The sequence below is a fragment of the Streptomyces boninensis genome (genome assembly GCF_048572725.1).
Lineage (GTDB): Bacteria > Actinomycetota > Actinomycetes > Streptomycetales > Streptomycetaceae > Streptomyces > Streptomyces boninensis.
The window spans coordinates 1,750,001-1,773,467 of record NZ_CP183837.1 but is presented as its reverse complement, the minus strand read 5'-3'; the positions used below and the strand labels follow the sequence as shown (position 1 = coordinate 1,773,467).

Sequence of the window (23,467 nt, the reverse complement as noted above, 5' to 3'; positions counted from 1 at the left end):
GCGGCATGAGCGACACCCCGGCACGCCTGCTGAAGCTACTCTCCGTGCTGCAGGGCGGACGCGAGCACACCGGGCCTGAACTGGGCGAACGGCTCGGCGTCAGCCCCCGTACCGTGCGCCGGGACGTCGACCGGCTGCGGGAGCTCGGCTATCCGGTCGAGGCGACGATCGGCGCCATCGGCGGCTACCGGCTCACCGCCGGGAAGGCCATGCCGCCGCTGCTGCTGGACGACGACGAGGCGGTGGCGGTGGCCGTCGGGCTGCGGACCGCGGCGACCGACACCGTCTCGGGCATCGCCGAGGCCTCCGCCCGCGCGCTGGCGAAGCTGGAACAGGTGCTCCCCGACCGGCTCCGGCGGCGGGTGGGGGCGGTGCAGCGGGCGACGGTGCCGCTGACGGTGGGGCCGACCGGCGCGGTTCCGGCGCCGCACGGGGAGGTGGCCGCGGAGACCCTGGCGGTGCTGGCGGCGGCGAGCACCAGGGGGGAGGGGCTGCGGTTCGGGTACGAGGGCAAGCGGGGCGCCCCCGGGGCGCGGCACGTGGAGCCGTATCGGCTCGTCAGCACCGGCGGGCGCTGGTACCTGGTGGCGTACGACCGGGACCGGGAGGACTGGCGCAGCTTCCGGGTCGACCGGATCAGCGAGCCGCGACCGACGGGCGTACGGCATCCGGCGCGCGAACTGCCCGCCGCGGACGCCGCCGCCTTCGTGGCGGAGAGCATCGCGGGCCCGCGCGCCCGCTACCGCGCGGTGGTGACGCTGTACGTACCCCTGGATGAGGCGGCGCGGCGGCTGCCGCGGGGCGCGGGGCGGCTGGAGCCGGACCCGGAGTCGGCGGAGCGCTGCACACTGATCGCCGGCGGGGACGCGCTGGACTGGCTGGCGGTGCGGATCGCGCTGCTGGAGATCGATCTGGAGGTGCGGGAGCCGCCGGAGCTGGTGGAGTTCCTCGACCGGATGGGCGAGCGGCTCACCCGGCGGCGGCGGTGAGGCAGCTCACGGCCCTACGTGCAGATACGCCGCCCAGCGCAGCGGATCCGTCGGATCCTCCGCCCGCTGCGCCGCGACGGCCGCGTGCAGCGCGCGGGCCGACCCGGCGGCGTCCGGCAGCCCCGCGCCGCTCAGCGCGCCATAGACCTGCGCGGCCACATCCGCGGCGGATCCGTCCTGCACCTCCCACATGGTGGCGATGGCATGCCGGTAACCGGCCGCCTGCATCGTCGAGGCGAGATGCATCGCCTCATCGGGAAGGTTCACCGCGCCGAAGGCGGTCTCGCATGCGGACAAATACGCGAACTCGGCCTGTGGCAACTCCATTTCCAGCAGCTCGGCCGCGGTCAGCCGGCCATCGTGCAGCGCGAGGGAGCCGGCCGCCGGATCCACGTCGTCCTGCTCCGCGTGACAGGCGAAGTGCACCCAGGAGTGCTCCCGCAGCACCCGGCGCACGGCCGCCCGGGTCGCGTCAGGGCCGAGCAGCCCCTCGGCCCGCGCGCCGGCCGGGAAACCCGCCAGCAGTTGCGCGCACTCCCGCTCGACTCCCGGCAGCGGCGGCAGGCCGGGAGCCTGCGGCACCCCCACCACCGCCACCCCGCCGAAGCCGTTCCGGAGCCCGCCGTCCTGCCGGGCGCGGCGCAGCGTCGTGAGCGTCGAGGCGTACGAGGAGACCACGCGGTCCGGCACCGAGCGGGTGCCGCCCGCGTCCGTGGCGCCGCGGTGCCGCGGATACCGGCCGGCGGCGTGCAGCGGCAGCAGGGCCAGCCGCCCGGTCGGACACCACCACAGCCGGGGCGGCGGGTCCCCGGCCGGCGGGTCCCGTAGGCCCAGGCGGTCGAGCACCGGCTCGGCGATGCTGTCCCACAGCCATTCCAGCAGGTCGTACGTGGCGTGCCGGTCCTTCTCGCGGTCCAGGAAGGGCCGTTCGGGACGGCGGCGGTCCGCCAGGACGTTCAGGAAGCCGACGGCGCGCCGCGACACCTCCCGTTCCGTCAGCCCCGGCAGCTCGATCACCTCGACAGGCTCCGGGGCGCCGCGCACCACAAGGGCGTAGGAGGCCGCGAGACTGACCGTCACGACGACGACCGGCCCGCCGTCCGCCGCGGCTCGCAGCTCGTCGTACGGGACGGGCGCGAGGAACCGCTCGAAGCCGTCGAGCCCGCGCGCCTGGGCGAGCAGCTCGTCCCACTCGCGGCACAGCTCGGCCCGCTCCCGCGCCAGCTGGTCCGTGGTGCCGAGGCGCGTACGCACCTGGTGCATGCGGCTGGCCAGCGCAGGGGCGCGTTCGGCGAGCCGGGACAGGTCGCCGCGGGTGCGCAGGAGCTGGTTGTGCACGACGGTCCGGCCCTGCTCCAGGACCTCCAGCGCCCGCTCCGGCGCCCCGGCCCGGATGTGGCAGACGGCGGCGAGGGCGGCGATCCCGGACCAGTCGGTCAGATGCCGCTCGCGCGCCGTCCTGGGCAGGCCGTGCCAGGCCACCTCGGGCAGCAGGTGCATGGCGCGGTCGTAGCCGTCGGTGGCCATGGCCAGGTCGCCGAGGTCGAGGCCCGCCCTGCCCCAGGCGGTGCGGCATTCCATGCGCAGGTGCGGCGTGGCGTACGGCATGGCGTCGGCCCGTCGCCAGCACTCGACGGCCTCGTGCAGGTCCCTGCGGTCGTACGTGTGGTGATAGCGGAGGGCGAGCATTTCGCCGAGCCGTGACCAGGCCTGGGGCAGGAAGACGTCGTCCGCGTGCAGCGCCGCCGCGGCCTGCCTGGCGAGGTCCACGGGGCGGTCGAGCGCCTGCGGCCCGCCGCGGTGGCCGTCGGCGAGCGCGATGGCCAGCTGGCCGAGCAGCGAGCTGTACGAATGGTGCGCGGGGGAGGTGAGGGCCACCGCCCGCTCCGAGGTCTCGATCGCTTCCTCGACGTCATCCCGGTCGCCCCGCGCCCGGAAGCGGGTCAGGAGCAGTTCACCGAGGCTGGCCAGGACGGTGCCGTAGCGCTCGTAGCTGCGCGGGGCCGTCCGCGTCGCTTCCCGCTGCCACCGCACGGCCTCGTCCAGGACGTCCGGATCGAAGCGGATGTTGTACCGCTCCATCAACGCCTGGGCGAGGACGACCATGGCGACGGCACGGTCGCTGTCCGGGGAGCCGGCGGTGCGCCCGTCGATCGCCGAGGTCAGCAGGTGGATCGTGCGGTCCAGGTCGGCCGGCTCGTAGGTGTTGCGGTACCTGAGCAGATAGGCCTGGCCGAGGTTCAGCAGTACGAACGTGTCCGACTCCTTGGCGGCGACGGCCTGGGCGCCCATCTCGACGGACTCCTCCAGGTCCGCCGCCGTGGCCAGCCGCTCGTACCGCGTCCGCAGCGCGGTGGAGTGCTCGGCCAGCAGCCGCCATCGGGCAGGAGCGTCCGGCGCCATCGCCGCCAGGGCCTGCCGCTCCAGATCGATGGCGCTGTCCAGGTCCGCGAGATCACCCGTGCTCTCGTGTCTCCAGAACAGCGCCCAGGCCAACTCCGCCTGCGTCTCCGCGCGCAGCGGCCCGGACGCGGCCGCCAGCCGCGAGCGCAGGAGCTCGATCGGAGCGTCGAGGTCCGCCGGGTCGCCCAGGCGGCGGTAGCGGGCGCTCAGCCGGTTGGTGAGGGCGACCGCGAACTTCAGCCGGTCGGGGTCGTCGTCCCAGGCGGCCGCCACCGCCCCCTGGGCGTGCCGCACCGACTCCTGCAGGTCGTCGAGGTCGTAGCCGCGTTCGTACCGGAGGAACAGGGCGTACGAGAGATGGCGCAGGCGTCGCGCGCAGGCGTGGCTTTCGACCGGCGTCCCGGCCACCGCGGAACGCCCCGCGGTCACCGCCCGGTCCAGGTCGGCGGGCTGTCCGGTGCGCTCGTAGCGCATGGTCAGCAGCGTCGACAGCAGCATGTGCCGCCGGAACAGCTCGGGATTGTCCGCGGCCGTGTACGCGATCGACGCCTCGCGCAGCTTGATCGCCTCTTCGAGGTCGGCCATGCGGCCGCCGGCCTCGAAGCGGTGGAACAGCGCGGTGGAGAGCTGCGCCAGCGGCAGACCGGGCACGTCACGCCCGCCCAAGGCCAGTCCGAGCGCCGTCCGGTAGTGGCCCACGGCCGCGTCGAGGGCGGCGACGTCCGGCCGCTCGGTGCCCGCCGTCGGCTCGTACCGCCGCAGCAGCCGGCGGGCCTCGTCGGCCGCCTCCGCAGCCCGCCGCGCCGTCTCGGCGACCTCCTCGCGGAACGAGTCCGGCACTCTTTCCGGCGGCATCAGCTCGGCCAGGATCAGCCGCAGCCGCATCATCTCGCCGTAGTCCGCGAATCCGTTGTCGCCCGGCCGGGCTTGGTGGCGGGCCAGGTGGAAGTCGACCAGGGTGCGCAGCGCGTCAACGGCCACGGCGTCGGCCCGTACCGAAATCGACCTCAGCTGAGCGGCTTCGACAAGCGCCGCGTCCTCGAACAGCGCGGCCGCGTCGCCTCTTTCCCGGTACTGCGTGACGCGATCCCGCAGCGCGGTCACGAGGGAATGGGGCACCCTGTCACTGTAGTGGCGCAAGGGCCGGCACGGCCGGGACTTCGGCAGCGGGGGAGCGGATACGACCATGGCGGCACCGGAGCACCGGACCGGCGAACGCTGGGAAGCCGGCTCGGAGTTCGGCTGGACCCTCAAGGCCTACGACCTGCTGGAGCAGAGCCTGCTGCAGGCCAGGGTGGCCGTAGTCGAAGGCGTGCTGACCACCCGCGTGTGGGGCAGCTGCCCTCGCTGCGGCGGCCACCTCGACGACCGGCAGGTCCCCACGGCCGTGGGGGACTTCGGCAGCCTGCGGGGGAGCGCGGACCCGGACGAGCTGCTGCCGCCCGTCGTGGTCGTGGACGTCACCTGCGGCTGCGATGCGGTGCACGTCGACGCCCCGGACGGGGCGACCGGCTGCGGGGTCAGCTTCCGGGTGGAGCTCGTGCCCGACGGCGCCCCGGTGCCGGGCACGCCATGACCGGGTACCGGCCGCGGCGGCCGACCCGCGCCCCCACCGCCGCCGACCTGGCCGAGCGGGATGCCTTCCGCGCGATGTCGGCCGCGTCCCTGGACGCCGTACGGTCCAGCGCCGAGGCCTGGCGCAACGGGCTGAGCGCCTTCGTCACCCTGGTCACCACCGGTGTGGTGATCAAGGGGCGGGACACCACCAGTGTGCTGTCCACCGGCTGGAAGGCGGCGCTCACCGTCCTCATCGGCGGCGGCCTGCTCGCGGCGCTCCTGGGGCTCTGGCAGGCCCTGGCCGCACAGGCCGGCACCCGCCCCCGGGCCACCACTCTGGGCGCCGTGCTCGACCGGTATGGATCGGTCGCGGCCTACCAGGTCGCCCTGGCCGCCGCCGCGGCACGACGGCTCCGACGCGCCCAGTACCTCGTGGCGCTCGCACTGGCGCTGCTGCTCGCGGGCATCGTGGTCACCTGGTGGGCGCCGGCGAAGTGACGCGGGAGCGTTACTCGGCGAGGCCGTCGGCGGCCTCGACCTCCTCGCGGGTGATGCCCAGGAGGTACAGGACCGTGTCGAGGAAGGGCACGTTCACGGCCGTGTGGGCCGCCTCCCGTACCACCGGCTTCGCATTGAAGGCGACGCCCAGGCCCGCCGCATTGAGCATGTCGAGGTCGTTGGCGCCGTCGCCGATCGCGACGGTCTGGTCCAGGGGCACGCCGGCCTGCTCGGCGAAGGAGCGGAGGAGGCGGGCCTTCTGGGCGCGGTCGACGATCGGGCCCGTGACGCGGCCGGTGAGCTTGCCGTCGACGATCTCCAGGGTGTTCGCGGAGGCGAAGTCGAGGTGCAGCTGGTCCTTGAGATGGTCGGTGACCTGCGTGAATCCGCCGGAGACGACGCCGACCTGATAGCCGAGGCGCTTGAGCGTACGGACGAGGGTGCGGGCTCCAGGGGTGAGCCGAACCTGCTCCCGTACCTTCTCGACCACATCCGCGTCGAGGCCCTCCAGGAGCGCGACGCGGGCGTGCAGCGACTGCTCGAAGTCCAGCTCGCCGCGCATCGCCGCCGCGGTGACCTCGGCGACCTGGTCCTCGCAGCCCGCGTGGCCGGCGAAGAGCTCGATCACCTCGTCCTGGATGAGGGTGGAGTCGACGTCCATGACGACGAGGCGCTGGGCGCGGCGGTGCAGCCCGGCGGCCACGACGGCGATGTCCACGCCGAGGGCGGCGGCCTTGATGGCCAGTGCCGTACGGAGGGTCTCGGGCTCGGTGCCGGAGACCGCGAATTCGACGGCGGTGACCGGGTACTTCGCGAGCCGGAAGATGCGGTCGATGTTGCCGCCGGTGCCGGTGATCACCGCGGCGATCGCGGCCGTGGACTCGGCGGTGAGCGGGTGGCCGAGCACGGTCACGAGGGAACGGCCGGAGCCGCGCGGCCGGTTGTCGCCGTGCCCGGTGATGATCTCGGCCTGGAGCTTGAGCGACTCGGCCCAGCTGTGCACGGTGGCGCGCAGCTCGCCCTCGGGGGCATGGGCGGGCTCGGTCACCAGGGCGCAGAGGGTGATGCGGCCACGCGTGACGATCTGCTCGATGTCGACGACGTCGACGGAGTAGGCGGCGAGGGTGTCGAACAGCCCGGCGGTGATGCCGGGACGGTCCTTGCCGAAGATCTTGACCAGGAGGGTGGGGGCATCAGGCGCACTCATGATGGGCACAGGCTATCGCCTGGGCCTGGACCGTCGTACGGAACCCTGCTCGCGCCCCGCTGTCAGGGCCGCTTGCGTGGCCCTCGCGGCGGGCCAGGCGGCGGCGGGCCGTCCCCGTCCGGCGTCCCCCAGCGCGGCTGCTGGCGGCGGCGGCGCTTGCCCGGCGGCGGGGGCGGGGGCACGGCGGCGCCGATCGTCGGCGCGTTGTAGGCGCCGCCCGCGGGCGGGCGGGAGATCTCCGTCGGCGGCGGCTGCTCCGTGTACGGGTTCCGCTCGCCCTCCGGGCGGTAGCCCTTCGCCGGGTTGTACGGGCCCGGCTGGTAGGCGATGGACGGGTACGTACGCCCGGAGTCCGATGCCTCCGTACCGACGCGCGCGGCGCCCCGCGCCAGCGGTGCGGCGCGCTCGCCGGCCGATCCTGACCACCACGCGGCCAGGGCGCCGACCGCGCCCGCGCCGGCGCCCCAGACCACGCCGAGCAGCAGCGCCCACAGGATGCTCCCGTGCAGCTCCAGTCCCGCGCCCAGCGCATCCACCCCGAAGACCGACATGCTCGCGTCCGCCGATACGCCGGTCAGCCAGGCCAGCAGCGGCAGCGTCAGCCCGGTGATGACCCCGAGCCGCACCGCGCACCGCGCGGCGAACTGCAGCGCGCCCCTCTCGTCGCGGACCGGGGTGCGTACGGCCGTCAGCACGCCCGCCGCCAGCATCATCATCGCGGTGGCCACCGCCAGCAGCCAGACCCGGTTGTCCAGCTCCGCCAGCCGCCCGACCGTGATCGGCTTGTCGTCGCCGGTGAGGAGCTTGTCCATCGGATCCGGAAGGACTTGCTTCAATTGTCCGGTTACGGAGCCGTGCCACGGCACGAACAGGCCGAGGGGGAGCGCCAGCCAGACGCCGTTGGGGGCGCCGAGGATCGCCGCCCCGGCGATCTGCCCGTGGGCCTCCTCCGTCGCCGCCGAGTAGGCCGCCGCCGCCAGGCCCGCGCAGACGGCCAGGACGACGACGAAGCGGAGAGCCGAGGCGGCGGGGCGTACGACCCGGTGCGCCGCCTCCCAGCCGTGGGGGAGGGGGGACTTCCGCGAGGCGGCGAGGGCGATGGTCAGCACCAGGACCACCCAGATGAGGCCGCCGAGCAGCGAGCGGCCCGTGAGGACCTCGAAGCCCACCTGGGCCTTGGCGTTCGCGAGGTCGCCGATCGCGTCCGGGAGGCCGCCGCCGATGTCGCCGATGCCGTCGGGAAGTTTGTCCTTGATCGCGTCCGGGAGGCCGCCGCCCCCGCCCCCGGGGATCTTGTCCATGGGGAGGTGCTTGCCGTCGATGGTGACCGCGCCGCTGCCCGCCCAGGCGAGGCCGCCCACCATGGCCACGAAGAGGACGATGACCGAACCGGCCCGCGCGGCGAGTTCGCCCCGCGAGATGAAGGGGCCGGCACCGCGCAGGGAGCGTACGAAGAACCAGCCCAGGATCAGCGCCCCGGCGAAGCTGATGCCCAGCGGCGCCAGGTCGATGCTCGCATTGGCCATCGACTCCTCCATGCCGAAGGCCTTCATGTCGCCGTCCGGCCGCACCGCGCCGCCGGTCGCGAGCACCATCGCCGCCGCGGTCATCGGGCCCAGCTCGCCCAGCGCGTCCGCGCCCAATAAGTGCAGACCCAGGGCGGTCAGCCCCGCCATGACCAGAAACGCCCAGCTCACCGAGGCCAGCGCGGATGCGAATACGGAGCCCCACGGGATCCTGGTCCGGGTGTCATCACTGCCCTGGCTCATCAGCCGCCCCCTGATCCGCCGTCCGCCCCCACGGATGCCTACCACTCTCCGGAGTCGGGCAAGCACCGTCAACGGCCGTCGCAGGGCTGTTACCGGGGGTGCCTTTCGCCCGTGATCGAGTTACTGAAATAGTTCCTCCCGATGTTCGCCATCCCTAGAATCCCTACGGGCCTGCTCATGGCAGGTTCTGGCAGGGGGCAACTCGGGGGACAACTTTGTGGGGCATGGAGTGCCGGAACTCGTACTGGAACTGAACGGACAGACCTGGACATTGGACCCTTCGCGGTCCTACACCCTTGGCCGTGACCCGCAAGGGGACGTGGTCATCGACGACGCCCGGGTCTCCTGGCGGCATGCCGTCATGCGCTGGGCCGGGCGCAGCTGGGTGCTGGAGGACCAGGGCAGCACCAACGGCACGTTTGTGCAGGGGCAGCGGGTCCATCAGACCGAGATCGGCCCAGGTTCGAGCGTGCATCTCGGCAATGCCACCGACGGGCCGCGGATGCAGCTGTCCGCCGCGGCGGCAGCGGCCGGCGCCGATATGTACAGCGCGCAGACCGCGTATGCCGAGCCGCCGCGGGCGGCCGCCGCGCCGCCGCAGGCTCCGCCCCAGCAGCACCCGGCCGCGGCCGGGTGGGGGGCGCCGCCGCAGCAGCCGGTCCAGCAGCCGCCCGTTCAGCAGCCGCCGATGCAGCAGCAGCCGCCCAGGCAGCAGCCGCCGGCCCAGCAGCCGTACGTCCCGCAGCAGCCGGCCGCGCACCAGCAGCCGCCCATGGGAGGGGGCGTGCCGGTCTACGGGGACCGCAGCCCGACCACCTTCCACCAGCTGAACCTCGGACACGTGACCCGTATCGGCCGTGCGCTGGAATGCGAGCTGCGCGTCGACGACCTGCAGGTCTCCCGGCACCACGCGGAATTCCACTCCAGCCCGGACGGCCGCTTCGAGATCGTCGACCTCGGCAGCCACAACGGCACGTACATCAACGGTGAGCAGCTGCCCCGCTCGGGCCGCCGCCTCATCGGGCCCGACGACATCATCGGCATCGGCCACTCCACCTTCCGGCTCGCGGGCAACCGCCTCGAGGAGTTCGTCGACACCGGCGAGATCTCCTTCTCCGCCCGTCACCTGACCGTCAAGGTCGGGGACAACAAGGAGAAGACGATCCTCAACAACGTCTCCTTCGGCGTCCCGGAGAAGAGCCTCGTCGCCGTCATCGGCCCGTCCGGATCCGGCAAGTCCACGCTGCTGAAGGCGCTGACCGGCTACCGCCCGGCGGACGAGGGCGACGTCCTCTACGACAACCGGAACCTGTACAAGCAGTACGCCGAGCTCCGCCAGCGCATCGGCCTGGTGCCGCAGGACGACATCCTGCACACCCAGCTGAAGGTCTCCACCGCGCTCGGTTACGCCGCAAAGCTCCGCTTCCCCGGCGACACCGCGGACGCCGAGCGCAAGGCGCGCGTCGACGAGGTGCTGCGCGAGCTGAAGCTCGACATCCACAAGGACAAGCAGATCTCGTCGCTCTCCGGCGGCCAGCGCAAGCGCGTCTCGGTGGCCCTGGAGCTGCTCACCAAGCCATCGCTGATCTTCCTGGACGAACCCACCTCGGGCCTCGACCCTGGCATGGACCGCGACGTCATGCAGCTGCTCCGCGGCCTTGCCGACGACGGCCGTACGGTCCTCGTGGTCACCCACTCCGTGGCCGAGCTGGCGCTCTGCGACCGGCTGCTGGTGATGGCTCCGGGCGGCTCGGTGGCCTACTTCGGCCCGCCCGAGGAGGCACTGAACTTCTTCGGCTACGAATCCTGGGCGGACATCTTCCAGGCCTTCGAGGGCTACCGCGACTACGACTGGTCCGGCCGCTGGCAGGGCTCGCAGCACTACCAGATGTACGCCGCCGACATCGACGCCGTCGCCCCGCAGTCCGCGCCGGTCCAGCCCATGCAGCAGATGCGCAAGCCCGCGAAACCACAGGGCTGGTGGCCACAGCTGGGCACCCTCATCAAGCGCTACTGCTCGGTGATCCTCTCCGACCGCACCTTCGTGGTGCTGATGCTGGCGCTGCCGATCGTCCTCGGCGTCGTATCCATGGTGATCCCGGCGGATTCCGGGCTCGGATACGGGCCGGAGAAGGGCCGACCGCCCCTGCACAACACCGACGCCGGCACGATCATGCTCATCCTGGCGGTGGGTGCCTGCTTCTCCGGCGCCGCGAACTCCGTCCGTGAGCTGATCAAGGAACGGGTCATCTACGAGCGGGAGCGCGCGACCGGCCTGTCCCGCTCGGCGTATCTGATGTCCAAGGTCGTCGTCCTCGGCATCATCACGATCCTCCAGGGCGTCGTCATCAGCGCCATCGGCGTCCTGACCCGCGACAAGCTGCCGGCCGAGGGCCTGATCTTCACCAGCAACCCGGAGATCGAGCTGGCCATCGGCGTCACCGCACTGGGCCTCACCTCGATGATGTTCGGCCTGATCATTTCCTCGCTGGTGAAGACCTCCGAGATGACCATGCCGCTGCTGGTGATGTTCGCGATCGTCCAGGTCGTCTTCACCGGCGTGCTCTTCCAGATCGCCGGCACCGTCGGCGCCGAGCAGCTGGCCTGGCTGATGCCATCCCGCTGGGCGGTGGCCGCCATGGGCGCCACGGCGGACCTGAACGTGCTGATGCCCTTCGACGGCGGCAAGGCCGACCCCCTGTGGGCGCACGAGGCGTCGAAGTTCATCCTCGACATCGGCGTGCTGCTCGTCATGGCCGTGATCTGCGGCTTCATCGTGGCCCGGCTGCTGCGCCGGCACGAGCCGGAGGTCATGCGCTGACCTGAAGCGCGGCAGAGGGCGGCACCCCGGCCGGGGTGCCGCCCTCTCACGTTTGCTGCCTGGCTCAGTACCAGTGGTTCTTCTGCCAGAAGTCCCAGGCGCCACACGGGCTGCCGTAGCGCTCCTTCATGTAGTCCAGGCCCCACTTGAGCTGGGTCTTCGGGTTGGTGCGCCAGTCGTTCCCCTTGTCCGCCATCTTGTTGGCGGGGAGCGCCTGCACCAGGCCGTACGCGCCCGTGGAGGGGTTCGAGGCGGTGTGGTCCCAGTGGGACTCGTGCTCCACGATCTTCGAGAGGCAGGCGAACTGCTTTTCGTCCTTGACCATCGTCTTGGCGACCTTCTTCGCCTTGGCGGCCGGAGCGGCGGCCGGGGAGGCGGCCTGCGCGGCGGGGGCGACGACGGCGGTGGCGCCGAGGACGGCGACGGCGCTGAGCGCCAGAACCGGGGCCTTGCGGCCCATACGTATTCGGGGCTTCTTGGAGTCCTGCATGAGCGGGGGTACCTCGTTCGTGTCGGGGACAACCCCATTGGTAGCGAGACGCCCGATATGCCGTCAACGCACCCACATACGGCCCCGCCTAGTAGACCTGCCGCGGGTCGGGACCAGGCCTTAGCGGCCCGATTCCCGCCCGCGCGCACCCCTCGCGACAACTACCCCGCTTCGTAGCCGGACCAAAGTCCTGTGCCCGGCCTCACACCGAGGGACCTCCCAGGGCCGCTCCTACGCCGGAAGGATGAGGTGCGTATCCCCGAACTCATGCCACAGGTAGCGCAGGGCCAGCGCCTCGTCGTAACTGCGGCAGAGCAGCTCCCGCCCTGACACCGCCTCCAGCATCAGCAGGTGCGACGCCTCCGGCTCGTGCAGCCCGGTGAGCAGCCCGTCCACGGCCCGTACGCCGCGCTCCGGGGTGATCACGAGGTCCGTCCACCCGGATACGGGCCGCACCACACCCCGCTCGTCCGCCGCCGACTCCAGCGCCCGCACGGCCGTGGTGCCGACGGCGACGACCGCGCCGCCGCCCGCCCTGGCGGCGTTCACCAGCCGCGCGGTCGGCGCCGGCACGGCGAAGCGCTCCGGATACGGCGGCTCGTGCGCCTCGGCCGACGACACCCCGGTATGCAGCACGATCGGCGCGAACTGCACCCCGCGGCTCACCAGCCGCGCCACGATGTCCGGCGTGAAGGGCCGGGCGGCGCTCGGCATCTCCGCGGACCCTGGCCCGTACGGATCGGGGCCCGCGAAGACCGTCTGGTACGCGGCGAGCGGCTGATCGCGGTCCGTATAGGAATAGCGGACCGGCCGCCCGTGCGCCTGCAGATGCCCGGCGACATCCGCCGCCCCCGCCCGCGCCCACCACAGCCGCCCGCTCCCAGGCTCCAGCGGCCCGTCGAGCCACAGCGACACCCCACCCCGCAGCCGCACCTCGGCCCCCGCCGGCCCGCCGGGCCGGGGCACGCTGGTGCCGCGCCCGTCGGGCCGCCGCACCTCGACCGCCCACCGGCCGTCGTCCCCGAGGGTGGAAAAGTGCACGACCACCCGCTCATCCCCGATCCGCCCGTCGATGGCGGCGGGAAGGGTGGGCGACGTATTGACTACGAGCACATCCCCGGCCTTGAGCAGCGAGGGCAGCTCCCGGAAGCCGTGGTGCGTGACGTCCCCGGACGCCTCCCGGCTCACCATGAGCCGCACATCATCCCGCCCCGCGCCCCGCTCCTCGGCAGGGACGCGGGCCAGGAGCTCATCGGGGACCTCGAGGCTCCCTTCAAGCGAGGTAATCACGCCACACCTCCAAGATGAGAGCGGGCTGCGCCCGCAAAGGCAAGGCTGGGGGCAGGCGTCCCGCTCACGACCCCGCCCCCCGCTCGCCCAGCGCCGACGCCGTATACCGCCCGCTCGGCACGTCCGCGTCCACCACGGTGGCGATCGCGGCCGCGACCTCCGCCGGATCCAGCCGCTCCTCGAAGTCCGGATCACCCGGCACCGCCGCAGCGTAAAGCTGTGTCCGCATGTCCCCGGGATCGACGGCCCACACCCGAAGGGATGGCTCCTCCGCCGCCAGCACCGCCGACAGATGATCGAGCGCCGCCTTCGCGGCCCCGTACCCGCCCCACGTCTCATACGCCTCCACCGCCGCGTCGGAGCTGATGTTCAGCACCGCCCCACCCCGCGGAGCGGCCCGCAGCTGCGGCAGCAGCGCCCGTACCAGCGCATGCGGCGCCACCACATTCGTCTCCAGCGCCGCCCGCAGCCCGGCCACCGGCAGCTCACCCAGTGGCACCAGCGGCTCCGCGCCCAGCGCGCTGGCGTTGTTGACCAGCAGGTCACCGCCGCCGAGCCGCTCAGCCGCGGCCACGAGCTCGCCCTGGTGCAGCGCATCCGTTACGTCCCCGGGCACCGCCTCGACCCGCCCGGCCCCCGCCGCCCGCAGCTCGTCCGCGACGAGCTTCAGCGGCTCCGGAGAGCGGGCGTCGAGGACAAGGTCCCAGCCCCGCGCGGCCAGCTCCGCGGCGAGCGCGCGGCCGAGTCCCTTCGAGGCACCGGTGATGATGGCAACTGGCATCTGTCCCACTCCCCTTCACGGACTTCCACGATCTGCCGCCACCGTAGGAACGCCGCCCCGCCCGGGACCTCGGCCGCGGGACCGGACGGACAGGGGGACTTCGGCCTAGGACCCCCGCCCTAGGCGGCACCCGACCAGCGTTCGATCCACCCCCACAGCACCGCGGGTACCGTGGCTGACATGGTCATCCGACGAGCCGGCCTCGACGCCGTCAGCGGCGCGCTGCTGGCGATGAGCCGCCACCTGCAGGTGCGCGACGTGCTGCAGACGATCACCGCCTCAGCGCGCGAGCTGCTGGACGCCAAGTACGCCGCCCTCGGCGTGCCCGACGACCACGGCGGCTTCGCGCAGTTCGTGGTGGACGGCGTCAGCGACGAGGACTGGAAGAAGATCGGCCCGCTGCCGCGCCAGCACGGCATCCTCGCCGCGATGCTCCGCGACGCCACCCCGCAGCGGCTCGGCGACGTCCGCGCCGACCCCCGCTTCGGCGGCTGGCCCAAGGCGCACCCGACCCTCAAGGACTTCCTCGGCGTCCCCATCGTCGACGGCGACGAGATCCTCGGCGCCCTCTTCCTGGCCAACAAGAACTGCCCGGAGGGCGAGCGTCGCCAAGGCAAATGCGCCTTCACCGCCGAGGACGAGGCGCTGCTGCAGACCCTCGCCGCCCACGCGGCCATCGCGCTGACCAACGCCCGCCTCTACGAGCGCAGCCGCGAGCTGACCATCGCCGAGGAGCGCACCCGGCTCGCGCACGAGCTCCACGACGCCGTATCCCAGAAGCTCTTCTCCCTGCGCCTCACCGCCCAGGCCGCCGCCGCCCTCGTCGACCGCGACCCGGCCCGCGCCAAGGACGAGCTGAGCCAGGTCGCCGCGCTGGCCGCCGAGGCCGCCGACGAGCTGCGCGCGGCCGTCGTCGAGCTGCGCCCCGCGGCCCTGGACGAGGACGGCCTCGTCGCCACCCTCGCCACCCACGCGCAGGTCCTCGACCGCGCCCACGAGGCGCGGGTGACCTTCGAGAGCTCCCCCTCGGTACGCGCCCTGCCCGCCTCCCAGGAGGAGGCCGTGCTGCGGGTCGCCCAGGAGGCGCTGCACAACGCCCTGCGGCACGCCGACGCCGGCACGGTCGAGGTCACCCTCGCCCGCCGCGGCCAGGGCGTGGCCCTGACCGTCCGCGACGACGGGGTCGGCTTCGACCCGTCCGCGGTGCGCTCGGCCGGCCGGCACCTCGGGCTGGTGTCCATGCGCGACAGGGCCGCCGGCGTCGGCGGCTCCCTCACCGTTGAGTCGGAGCCCGGCAAGGGCACCGTGATCGAGTTGGAGGTGCCCGGTGGCTGAGGCAACCGGAGAGCGGATCCGCGTCCTGCTGGTGGACGACCACCAGGTGGTACGGCGCGGACTCCGCACGTTCCTGGAGATCCAGGAAGACATCGAGGTGGTCGGCGAGGCCGCCGACGGCGACGAAGGCGTCGCCCGCACCGAGGAGCTGCGCCCCGACGTGGTGCTGATGGACGTGAAGATGCCCGGCATGGACGGCGTGGAGGCGCTGCGCAAGCTGCGCGACGCCGGCAATACGGCGAAGGTGCTGATCGTCACCAGCTTCACCGAACAGCGCACCGTCGTCCCCGCGCTGCGGGCGGGCGCCGCCGGTTACGTCTACAAGGACGTCGACCCCGAGGCGCTGGCCGGCGCCATCCGCTCCGTGCACGCCGGGCACGTACTGCTGCAGCCCGAGGTGGCCGGGGCGCTGCTGGCACCCGACGACAACCACTCGGGTCCTGGCCGCGGTTCGACGCTCACCGAACGGGAGCGCGAGGTGCTGGGCCTGATCGCGGACGGCCGTTCGAACCGGGAGATCGCCCGGGCACTTGTGCTGTCCGAGAAGACCGTCAAGACGCACGTGTCGAACATCCTCATGAAGCTCGATCTGGCCGATCGGACGCAGGCCGCCCTGTGGGCCGTACGACATGGGCTGACCAGCTGATACGACCGGCGCAGCATGGGCCAACGGTCATAACGGAACGTCGACTTCCGGTGCGAGATTCATACCGTCGTGTAGATGTACAACCTCCGGCGGAACCGGAGCGGCCGAGCCGCGTTCTCCATGGCGGCTGCGGCGGTAAGTCCGCAGCAACCCGCTAGGAGGAATAGTGAAGAACCTCAAGAAGGCCGCGGCTGTCACCTTCGCCGTCGGCAGCCTGGCGATGGCCGGTGCCGGTGTGGCCTCGGCTACCAGTGGCGCGCACGCCGGTGGCCACGCGACCGGCTCCCCGGGCGTCGGCTCCGGCAACAACGTCCAGGTCCCGGTGGACGTGGACGGCAACGTCTGCGGCAACACCGCCAGCGTCATCGGTGCGCTGAACCCCGCCGAGGGCAACCTCTGCATCAACAAGTGAGCTAAGCCAAGACGGTCCTCACTCATCACTCTCGCCCCCCAGGTGGCTGGCCCGGGGGGCTTGAGTGTGTCCGGAGCCAGGAGGCGGCCGAGGGCGAAACTCATGCGATCTTCCGTCGATTGCGCTGAAAGGGTGCCGCCAAGTGAGTGCCCGTGTCGCCCGGACGGCCCACGCGTTTCCCAGCGTGCGACCCCGCGGCTGGGGTCGCTGGAAACACGACTACGGAGGATCAACTCCCCATGAACACTGCCAAGAAGGCCGCCCTCGCCATCGTCACCGCCGGCCTCGCCGTGGGCTTCGCTGCCGCGGGTGCGACCGCCGACGCCAAGGCGGACGGCACCGCCACCAACTCGCCCGGCGTCGGCTCCGGCAATGTCGTCCAGGCCCCCGTCAACGGGCAGCTGAACGTGACCGGCAACACCGCCAACGTCGGCGGCGTGGACAACGACGCCACCGGCAACACCTCGACGAACAGCTGAGGTCAGGCGCAAGCCGACACTTCAGGAAGGCCCCAGCGGACCGGTCCGCTGGGGCCTTCCCCTGTCTTACGGCGGCATCGGGAGCTAGCCCCGCTCCCGCTCCTGCTCCTCCACAAAGGCGTTGTACGCCGCCACCTGCGCCCGCCGCGCCGTCCGCTCCACCGGCTGCAGCAGCGCCCGCCGCGCCCCCATCTCCGCCGCGCTCACCGCCCCACCGTGCTCAGGGCCACCGCCGGTACCGCTGCCCTCAGGCCCGTACGCGATCGCCATCAGCGCCCCGACCCGCTGCGCCAGCTCCAACACCCGCGCCGCCCGCGGCGGATACCCCGGCGCCAGCACCTGCTGCCCGCGCTCCATCCGCGCCTGATACGCCTCCAGCGCGGCCCGCGCCCCAGGCCCCGCGCCCGCCACATCAAGCCGGGTCAGCGCCGCCGTCGCCTCCCGCATCGCCTCGGCCAGCTCCCGCTCGGCCTCCCCGAGCGTCGGCACATCCGCCGGCGGCCCTTCCCGTACCGGAAGGCATTCCCACACCACCTCGACGTGCTCATCACCCGCCGGACCGACCGCCGACACGTCCGGCACGAGCCCGAGCCCGAGCCCGGGCCCGCCGCAGACGATCACCGCCTCCTCGGCGGCCAGCGCCCGCGCATTGAACTCCGGCGGGCCGCTCAGCCCCAGCGGATGCCCCGACACCGGCAGCGCCACCCGCAGCCCCGTGGCCCCGAGCGAACGCAGCCGGCCGAGCGCCAGCGTCAACCCCACCCGGCCGTCCTCGCCGGGCAGCCCGACGACACGATGCAGGGCGTCATCACCCACAATGTGGTGCATTGCACCATCCGGCGAGATACGCCCGGAGAGCAGGGCATTGCCCCACGCTGCCAGGCGTCCGGACCGCGGTTCCTCAAGCATGTGCCCAGCCTACGGACCGGGTCCGACAACGCGTGGCGTAGGTTTGCCCTGGGGAGTGCCGAGAGCACTGAGAGACGCGACGAGACTGCAATAGGAGACAGCACGCTCATGAGCGATGTACTGGAGCTGGTGGACGTATCGGTGGTCCGCGGCGAACGGGCTCTGGTGGACCGGGTCTCCTGGTCGGTCGCGGAGGGCGAGCGCTGGGTCATCCTCGGCCCCAACGGCGCCGGCAAGACCACCCTGCTGAACATCGCCTCCAGCTACCTGTTCCCGACCACCGGCACCGTCCAGATCCTCGGCGAGAAGCTCGGCAGCGTCGACGTCTTCGACCTCCGCCCCCGCATCGGCATGTCCAGCAGCGTCCTGGCCGAAAAGCTGCCCAAGAGCCAGACCGTGCTGCAGACCGTCCTCACCGCCGCGTACGGCATGACCGCCGGCTGGCAGGAGGACTACGACGCCGTCGACGAGGACCGCGCCAAGGCCTTCCTCGACCGCCTCGGCATGACCGACTACCTCGACCGCAAGTTCGGCACCCTCTCCGAGGGCGAGCGCAAGCGCACCCAGATCGCCCGCGCCATGATGACCGACCCCGAGCTGCTCCTCCTCGACGAGCCCGCCGCCGGCCTCGACCTCGGCGGCCGCGAAGACCTGGTCCGCCGCCTGGGGAGACTCGCGCGCGACCCCCTGGCCCCCTCCATGATCATGGTGACCCACCACGTCGAGGAGATCGCCCCCGGCTTCACCCACGTCCTGATGATCCGCCAGGGCGAGGTGCTGGCCGCCGGACCCATCGAGAACGAGCTCAACTCCCGCAACCTCTCCCGCTGCTTCGGCCTCCCGCTCGTCATCGAACGCGCCGGCGACCGCTGGACTGCACAGGGCCTGCCGCTGACCTGACTGTGACCTGACGCGGCGCCACCCGTGGCCATAGCATGTCTCCCGTGGATGCATGGGTGTGGTGGCTGGTCGCAGCAGTCGGGTTGGGCATTCCCCTCGTACTCACCGCGATGCCGGAATTCGGCATGTTCGCGGTCGGCGCCGTGGCCGGAGCGGTCACCGCCGGCCTCGGCGGGGGAGTGACCGCACAGGTCCTGGTCTTCGTGATCGTCTCGGTGGCGCTGATCGCCGTCGTACGCCCGATCGCCAACCGCAACAGCGCGGGCAGACCCGAGCTCAAATCGGGGATAGACGCCCTCAAAGGCAAGCAGGCCGTAGTCCTGGAGCGCATCGACGGCGGCGGCGAAGGCGGCCGCATCAAGCTCGCCGGCGAGGTGTGGTCCGCCAGGGCCCTCGAGCCGGACAAGGTTTACGAGCCCGGCGCACAGGTCGATGTTGTGGATATCGAGGGCGCAACGGCCATCGTGCTGTAGACAGTTACGCAACGCAGCAACGCAGCAACGCGGCAACGCGGCAACGCAGTTTTACCGGGGAGAAGGAAGCATGGAGCCGATCATCATCGTCCTGATCATCCTGGTGGTGCTCGTCTTCATCGCACTCATCAAGACGATCCAGGTCATCCCGCAGGCCTCGGCAGCCATCGTCGAACGCTTCGGCCGCTACACACGCACGCTCAACGCCGGCCTGAACATCGTCGTCCCCTTCATCGACACGGTCCGCAACCGCGTCGACCTCCGCGAGCAGGTCGTCCCCTTCCCGCCCCAGCCGGTCATCACCCAGGACAACCTCGTCGTCAACATCGACACCGTCATCTACTACCAGGTGACGGACGCGCGAGCGGCCACGTACGAGGTGTCCTCGTACATCCAGGCAATCGAGCAGCTGACGGTGACCACCCTCCGGAACATCATCGGCGGCATGGACCTGGAGCGCACCCTGACCTCCCGCGAGGAGATCAACGCGGCCCTGCGCGGCGTCCTCGACGAGGCCACCGGCCGCTGGGGCATCCGCGTCAACCGCGTCGAACTGAAGGCGATCGAGCCGCCCACCTCCATCCAGGACTCGATGGAGAAGCAGATGCGCGCCGACCGCGACAAGCGCGCGGCGATCCTCACGGCAGAGGGCGTACGGCAGTCCGCGATCCTCACCGCAGAGGGCGAAAAGCAGTCAGCGATCCTGAAGGCGGAGGGCGAGGCCCGCGCAGCCGCCCTGCGCGCCGAGGGCGAAGCCCAGGCCATCCGCACGGTCTTCGAGTCCATCCACGCGGGCGACCCGGACCAGAAGCTGCTCTCGTACCAGTACCTGCAGATGCTCCCCAAGATCGCCGAGGGCGACGCCAACAAGCTCTGGATCGTACCGAGCGAGATCGGCGACGCCCTGAAGGGCCTGGGCGGCGCCCTGAACCAGTTCACCCCGAACGGCGGCAGTGACGCCCCCAGCCCGCCGGCCCAGCGCAAGGCGGCGCCGTACCGGGAGAACCCGCACTTGGAGGGCTGAGGCCGGCTTTGTGCTCTCAAGCGCCGGACGGACTATGTACAGCCCGTCCGGCGCTTGAGGACGAGGCGCGAAGCGCCAATTCAAGCCCGTCCGGCGTTTGAGGACGAGGGCCGCCAGGCCCGACTAAGCCGGCACCGAGACCAAAGCCGGCTCATCAGCGAAGCCAAGCGCAAGCAGCAGCGAATCAGCCGGCGTCGGCTCAAACGGCCGCCGAAGCAGAGCCATCCCAGCCTCGGACGGAGTCCGATCCGCCTTCCGCCGATTGTCCACCGCACAAGCGGCGACCGTATTCAGCCACGTATCCCCACCACCTCGCGACCGAGGCATAACGTGGTCAATCGTCGTGGCCCGCCGCCCGCAGTAAGCACACCGGTGCTGATCCCTGACCAGCACCCCCCGCCGCGACCACGGCGCCCGTCTTCGAAACGGCACCCGCACATACCGGCACAGCCGAATCACCTGCGGCACCGCAAGATCAAGATTCTCGGCCCGGAAGCGCAGCCCAGGGTGCTCCCGCTCGACAACGGCCTTGTCCTGCAGGACAAGAACGATCGCCCGCCGCAGCGACACCGCAGCCAGCGGCTCGAAGCTCGCGTTGAGCACCAACGTCTCGCGCATCCCCGGTCACCTCCCGGCTCAAGAATCCTCGCTCCGCCAGGCGGCGAAGTGGCTCAAGAGTCCCCCGGGAGGCGACCGGCCGACAACGCAATTTCCGATCAGTTACGGAGATCAGCCCTCCGCAGGCACCTCGTATTCAGCAATCAGCTGCGCCCGCCCGAGCGTGTGGAACCGCAGATTGAACCCAATGACCGCCGGCGAAGCATCCCCATCAGGCCCAAGCTTCTCCTGATCCACCGCGTACACGGTGAACACATACCGATGCGGCCCGTCCCCGGGCGGCGGCGCCGCACCACCGAAGTCCCGCGTCCCGTAGTCATTGCGTACGTGGACGGCCCCCTCCGGCAGCCCCTTCATGTCACCGCTCCCGGCCCCCGTGGGCAGCTCGGTGACGCTCGCCGGAATATCGAAGACCGACCAGTGCCAGAACCCGCTCCCCGTAGGCGCATCCGGGTCGTAACACGACACCGCGAACGACTTGGTCTCGGCAGGGAAGCCCTCCCAGCGCAGCTGCGGCGAGGTGTTCCCGGCCGCGTACACCTGCGCGTCCGGCAGGACGCCGCCCGCGGGAACGTCATCGCTGGCGACGGTGAACGACGCCACCGGCGGATGGAAGTCGTGGGGCAACGGCCGTCGCTTCTGCTCGGTCACGGAAGACACCTCCGGGTATCGGTACGAAACGCCTGGACGGCCAGCCTAACGATCGGTTGCCGCCCGGGATGCCACCATGCGATCCGTGCGCCACCGCCAGCTCCAGCCCCTGCTCGCCGCCCTTCTCGCTATCCTCACCTGCTGGATCACGCTGACCTCCTGCGGTACGGACACCCCGGCCCCCGCCACCTCCGCGACACCGACCCCCGCCTGGGCCCGCGGCATGGACACGATCACCCCGCCCCAACTGCCCAGGCAGGCCAGACGCACCCTGGAACTGATCGACAAGGGCGGCCCGTTCCCGTACGAAAAGGACGGCTCCACCTTCGGCAACTACGAGCGCAGGCTGCCGCAGCAAGCCCGCGGCTACTATCGCGAGTACACCGTCCGCACCGCCCACCTGCGCCACCGCGGCCCGCGCCGCATCATCACCGGGAAGGGCGGCGAGCGCTACTACACCGGCGACCACTACAAGACGTTCAAGGCGGTGCTCCAGCCATGACGGCAATGACGCCACAACCCGGGCCAGGCTCCTTCCCCGAGCCCCCGGAACTGCCCGAGGACGCGCTCCCCGCCCTTCTCGCCGGCACGGCGCCCACCGGCCTCTACCGCTGGCACCCCACCCACCCCGCAGAGCAGGCACTCCCGCTGGCCACGGCGCACGGCTGGCACACGGCGTCCCTCGACCTGACCGGCGCCGCGGGCAAGGGCGACCTGCTCACCCGCACCGCGGAGGCGCTGCACTTCCCGGCGTACTTCGGGCACAACTGGGACGCCCTCGCCGACTGCCTGGGCGACCTGTCGTGGCTCGGCCCGGCGCGCGGGACGCTGCTGCTCGTACGGGAGTGGGCCGCATTCGCGGACAGGGCGCCGCTGGCCGCGGCGACGGCCGCGGAGATCTTCGCGGAGGCGGCAGCGCCAAACTTCGCGGAGGCGGCAGCACACAACACGGCGGCGGACGACCGCCAAGGCCGCCCGCCGCTCGTGGTGCTACTGGCCGCTGAGGACCGAGGTCAGTACCCGGGTCACCAGTTCCGCCGGCCACCGACCTCCGAGATCCACTGATTGAGGTACGCGCCCCAGTCCGTGCTCTGGTAGTCGGTGAGGCCCACCTTGAAGGCGCGGTAGGAGTCGCTGCCCGAGGTGAACAGCCCCGGCTTCTTGTCCATCTCCAGGATCACGTCCATCTCGCGCCCGTCGGCGACGAAGGTCAGCTCCACCTGGTTGAGCCCGCGGTACTGCTGCGGCGCCGTGAACTCGATCTCCTGGTAGAACGGCAGCCGCTGCCGCGTCCCGCGGATGTGCCCCTTCTCCAGGTCAGCACTCCGGAACCGGAAGCCCAGCTGCCCGAACGCATCGAGGATCGCCTGCTGCGCCGGCACCGGGTGGACGGCGACGGGGTCGAGGTCCCCGGCGTCGACGGACTTCTCGATCTGCAGCTCGGTCTTCACGCCGACCTGCATACCCCGCAGGTGCTGCCCCAGGAAGTGCGTGATCGGCGTCTCCCACGGCACCTCGAGCCCGAACCCGGCGGCGTGCACCGCACCCGGCTGCACGGTGAACGCCCCGCCCACCTGCTGCCGGTGGAACTCGATGTCCTCCTTGAACTCCTCGTCCCCGCGCTCCACCTCGACCCGAGCCTGCAGCCCGACGGTCAGCCCCTGGATCTCCTGCTCGACCGAACCACCCTGGATCCGGACCTCACCCTGGATCACTCCGCCGGGCACCGCATTCGGCTCCGTCAGCACCGTCTCCACGGACGCCCCGCCGGCCCCCATAGCGGCGAACAGCTTCTTGAACCCCATACCGATTCCTCCCCGGTCGCGTACTACGCTCACCCGGCATGCCCCGTACCCCGCTGTCCCGCGAGTTCTTCCAGCGTCCTGTGCTGGAGGTGGCCCCGGACCTACTTGGCCGAACCCTACTGCGCAGGACCGACGACGGAGAGATGGCGGTACGCCTCACGGAGGTCGAGGCGTACGACGGTGCGAACGACCCCGGCTCCCACGCGTACCGCGGCAAAACCCGCCGCAACGAGGTGATGTTCGGCCCGGCAGGCCACATCTACGTCTACTTCACGTACGGCATGTGGCACTGCATGAACGTGGTCTGTGGAGAGGAGGGCAAGGCAAGCGCGGTGCTGCTGCGCGCGGGGGAGTTCGTACGGGGCTCGGACCTGGCCCGCAAGCGCCGCCCGGCCGCCCGGCACGACCGC

24 protein-coding genes (1 of these 24 only partly in view) are annotated in these 23,467 nt (G+C 71.8%); 14 read left to right on the top strand and 10 right to left on the bottom strand.

Annotation, left to right across the window (positions count from 1 at the left end; translation table 11 throughout):
• The first annotated feature begins 5 nt into the window (after positions 1 to 5).
• A complete protein-coding gene (locus tag ACNNMR_RS07905; protein WP_419993812.1) occupies positions 6 to 989 on the top strand; it encodes a helix-turn-helix transcriptional regulator in 984 nt (327 codons plus the stop codon).
• A 6-nt stretch (positions 990 to 995) separates the two neighbouring features.
• On the opposite strand, the gene ACNNMR_RS07900 is transcribed toward ACNNMR_RS07905, so the two are convergent.
• The gene (locus ACNNMR_RS07900) at positions 996 to 4,511 is read right to left on the bottom strand and encodes a CHAT domain-containing protein (RefSeq protein WP_419993811.1); all 3,516 of its coding nucleotides are present in this window, start codon (positions 4,509 to 4,511) and stop codon (positions 996 to 998) included.
• Between the two features lie 67 nt (positions 4,512 to 4,578).
• Here ACNNMR_RS07900 and ACNNMR_RS07895 point away from each other — a divergent pair, with 67 nt between their 5' ends.
• Together ACNNMR_RS07895 and ACNNMR_RS07890 are read left to right on the top strand one after the other, a co-directional pair.
• On the top strand, positions 4,579 to 4,968 hold the full coding sequence (locus ACNNMR_RS07895) for a hypothetical protein (protein WP_419993810.1): 390 nt from the start codon (positions 4,579 to 4,581) through the stop codon (positions 4,966 to 4,968).
• Complete coding sequence (locus ACNNMR_RS07890; protein WP_419993809.1) at positions 4,965 to 5,447, top strand: hypothetical protein; 483 nt, start codon at positions 4,965 to 4,967, stop codon at positions 5,445 to 5,447. The genes ACNNMR_RS07895 and ACNNMR_RS07890 overlap by 4 nt, the downstream gene beginning before the upstream one ends.
• Positions 5,448 to 5,457: 10 nt before the next feature.
• Here ACNNMR_RS07890 and serB read toward each other — a convergent pair whose 3' ends face one another.
• Entirely contained in the window at positions 5,458 to 6,654 is a 1,197-nt protein-coding gene (gene serB / locus ACNNMR_RS07885; protein WP_419993808.1) for a phosphoserine phosphatase SerB, read from the bottom strand.
• A gap of 62 nt (positions 6,655 to 6,716) precedes the next feature.
• Complete coding sequence (locus ACNNMR_RS07880; RefSeq protein ID WP_419993807.1) at positions 6,717 to 8,423, bottom strand: streptophobe family protein; 1,707 nt, start codon at positions 8,421 to 8,423, stop codon at positions 6,717 to 6,719.
• Positions 8,424 to 8,652: 229 nt separating this feature from the next.
• On the opposite strand from ACNNMR_RS07880, the gene ACNNMR_RS07875 reads away from it, so the two are divergent.
• Positions 8,653 to 11,244 (top strand): FHA domain-containing protein, encoded by a 2,592-nt coding sequence (locus tag ACNNMR_RS07875; protein ID WP_419993806.1) that lies wholly within the window; start codon positions 8,653 to 8,655, stop codon positions 11,242 to 11,244.
• 64 nt (positions 11,245 to 11,308) lie between these two features.
• Here ACNNMR_RS07875 and ACNNMR_RS07870 read toward each other — a convergent pair whose 3' ends face one another.
• The 3 genes from ACNNMR_RS07870 to ACNNMR_RS07860 form a co-directional block, all read right to left on the bottom strand.
• The gene (locus ACNNMR_RS07870) at positions 11,309 to 11,734 is read right to left on the bottom strand and encodes a transglycosylase SLT domain-containing protein (RefSeq protein ID WP_419993805.1); all 426 of its coding nucleotides are present in this window, start codon (positions 11,732 to 11,734) and stop codon (positions 11,309 to 11,311) included.
• Between the two features lie 231 nt (positions 11,735 to 11,965).
• Positions 11,966 to 13,024 carry an S-adenosylmethionine:tRNA ribosyltransferase-isomerase gene (locus ACNNMR_RS07865; protein WP_419993804.1) on the bottom strand — a complete coding sequence of 353 codons (1,059 nt, stop codon included), beginning with the start codon at positions 13,022 to 13,024 and terminating at the stop codon, positions 11,966 to 11,968.
• A 64-nt stretch (positions 13,025 to 13,088) separates the two neighbouring features.
• Positions 13,089 to 13,805 (bottom strand): SDR family NAD(P)-dependent oxidoreductase, encoded by a 717-nt coding sequence (locus tag ACNNMR_RS07860; protein WP_419993803.1) that lies wholly within the window; start codon positions 13,803 to 13,805, stop codon positions 13,089 to 13,091.
• A 180-nt stretch (positions 13,806 to 13,985) separates the two neighbouring features.
• Here ACNNMR_RS07860 and ACNNMR_RS07855 point away from each other — a divergent pair, with 180 nt between their 5' ends.
• The 4 genes from ACNNMR_RS07855 (at position 13,986) to ACNNMR_RS07840 (ending at position 16,677) form a co-directional block, all read left to right on the top strand.
• Positions 13,986 to 15,140: a GAF domain-containing protein gene (locus ACNNMR_RS07855; protein ID WP_419993802.1), complete on the top strand. Its 1,155-nt coding sequence runs from the start codon at positions 13,986 to 13,988 to the stop codon at positions 15,138 to 15,140.
• Positions 15,133 to 15,786: a response regulator gene (locus tag ACNNMR_RS07850; protein WP_419993801.1), complete on the top strand. Its 654-nt coding sequence runs from the start codon at positions 15,133 to 15,135 to the stop codon at positions 15,784 to 15,786. The genes ACNNMR_RS07855 and ACNNMR_RS07850 overlap by 8 nt, the downstream gene beginning before the upstream one ends.
• 166 nt (positions 15,787 to 15,952) lie before the next feature.
• A complete protein-coding gene (locus ACNNMR_RS07845) occupies positions 15,953 to 16,198 on the top strand; it encodes a chaplin (protein ID WP_419993800.1) in 246 nt (81 codons plus the stop codon).
• Positions 16,199 to 16,437: 239 nt separating this feature from the next.
• Complete coding sequence (locus ACNNMR_RS07840) at positions 16,438 to 16,677, top strand: chaplin (protein ID WP_419993799.1); 240 nt, start codon at positions 16,438 to 16,440, stop codon at positions 16,675 to 16,677.
• An 84-nt stretch (positions 16,678 to 16,761) separates the two neighbouring features.
• On the opposite strand, the gene ACNNMR_RS07835 is transcribed toward ACNNMR_RS07840, so the two are convergent.
• Positions 16,762 to 17,586 (bottom strand): hypothetical protein, encoded by an 825-nt coding sequence (locus ACNNMR_RS07835; protein ID WP_419993798.1) that lies wholly within the window; start codon positions 17,584 to 17,586, stop codon positions 16,762 to 16,764.
• Positions 17,587 to 17,694: 108 nt separating this feature from the next.
• Between ACNNMR_RS07835 and ACNNMR_RS07830 the strand changes: the two genes are divergently transcribed.
• From ACNNMR_RS07830 to ACNNMR_RS07820, 3 genes are all read left to right on the top strand, one after another.
• Positions 17,695 to 18,486, top strand: coding sequence for an ABC transporter ATP-binding protein (locus tag ACNNMR_RS07830; protein WP_419993797.1), 792 nt, complete (start codon positions 17,695 to 17,697; stop codon positions 18,484 to 18,486).
• 35 nt (positions 18,487 to 18,521) lie between these two features.
• The gene (locus ACNNMR_RS07825; protein ID WP_419993796.1) at positions 18,522 to 18,959 is read left to right on the top strand and encodes an NfeD family protein; all 438 of its coding nucleotides are present in this window, start codon (positions 18,522 to 18,524) and stop codon (positions 18,957 to 18,959) included.
• A 70-nt stretch (positions 18,960 to 19,029) separates the two neighbouring features.
• Positions 19,030 to 19,983: an SPFH domain-containing protein gene (locus tag ACNNMR_RS07820; protein WP_419993795.1), complete on the top strand. Its 954-nt coding sequence runs from the start codon at positions 19,030 to 19,032 to the stop codon at positions 19,981 to 19,983.
• Positions 19,984 to 20,106: 123 nt separating this feature from the next.
• Here ACNNMR_RS07820 and ACNNMR_RS07815 read toward each other — a convergent pair whose 3' ends face one another.
• The gene (locus ACNNMR_RS07815; RefSeq protein WP_419993794.1) at positions 20,107 to 20,601 is read right to left on the bottom strand and encodes an HNH endonuclease; all 495 of its coding nucleotides are present in this window, start codon (positions 20,599 to 20,601) and stop codon (positions 20,107 to 20,109) included.
• A 111-nt stretch (positions 20,602 to 20,712) separates the two neighbouring features.
• Positions 20,713 to 21,252, bottom strand: a complete 540-nt coding sequence (locus ACNNMR_RS07810) for a YbhB/YbcL family Raf kinase inhibitor-like protein (RefSeq protein ID WP_419993793.1) — start codon at positions 21,250 to 21,252, stop codon at positions 20,713 to 20,715.
• A 76-nt stretch (positions 21,253 to 21,328) separates the two neighbouring features.
• On the opposite strand from ACNNMR_RS07810, the gene ACNNMR_RS07805 reads away from it, so the two are divergent.
• A complete protein-coding gene (locus ACNNMR_RS07805) occupies positions 21,329 to 21,754 on the top strand; it encodes a ribonuclease domain-containing protein (protein ID WP_419993792.1) in 426 nt (141 codons plus the stop codon).
• 5 nt (positions 21,755 to 21,759) lie between these two features.
• The gene (locus ACNNMR_RS07800) at positions 21,760 to 22,317 is read left to right on the top strand and encodes a barstar family protein (protein WP_419993791.1); all 558 of its coding nucleotides are present in this window, start codon (positions 21,760 to 21,762) and stop codon (positions 22,315 to 22,317) included.
• Here the strand turns inward: ACNNMR_RS07800 and ACNNMR_RS07795 are convergent.
• A complete protein-coding gene (locus tag ACNNMR_RS07795) occupies positions 22,278 to 23,057 on the bottom strand; it encodes a sporulation protein (RefSeq protein ID WP_419993790.1) in 780 nt (259 codons plus the stop codon). The two genes, ACNNMR_RS07800 and ACNNMR_RS07795, sit on opposite strands and share 40 nt — an antisense overlap.
• A 38-nt stretch (positions 23,058 to 23,095) precedes the next feature.
• Here ACNNMR_RS07795 and ACNNMR_RS07790 point away from each other — a divergent pair, with 38 nt between their 5' ends.
• On the top strand, positions 23,096 to 23,467 hold the 5' portion of the coding sequence (locus tag ACNNMR_RS07790; RefSeq protein ID WP_419993789.1) for a DNA-3-methyladenine glycosylase. 240 nt of this gene lie beyond the right edge of the window; only the first 372 of its 612 coding nucleotides appear in the window; the start codon lies at positions 23,096 to 23,098; its stop codon lies off the right edge, out of view.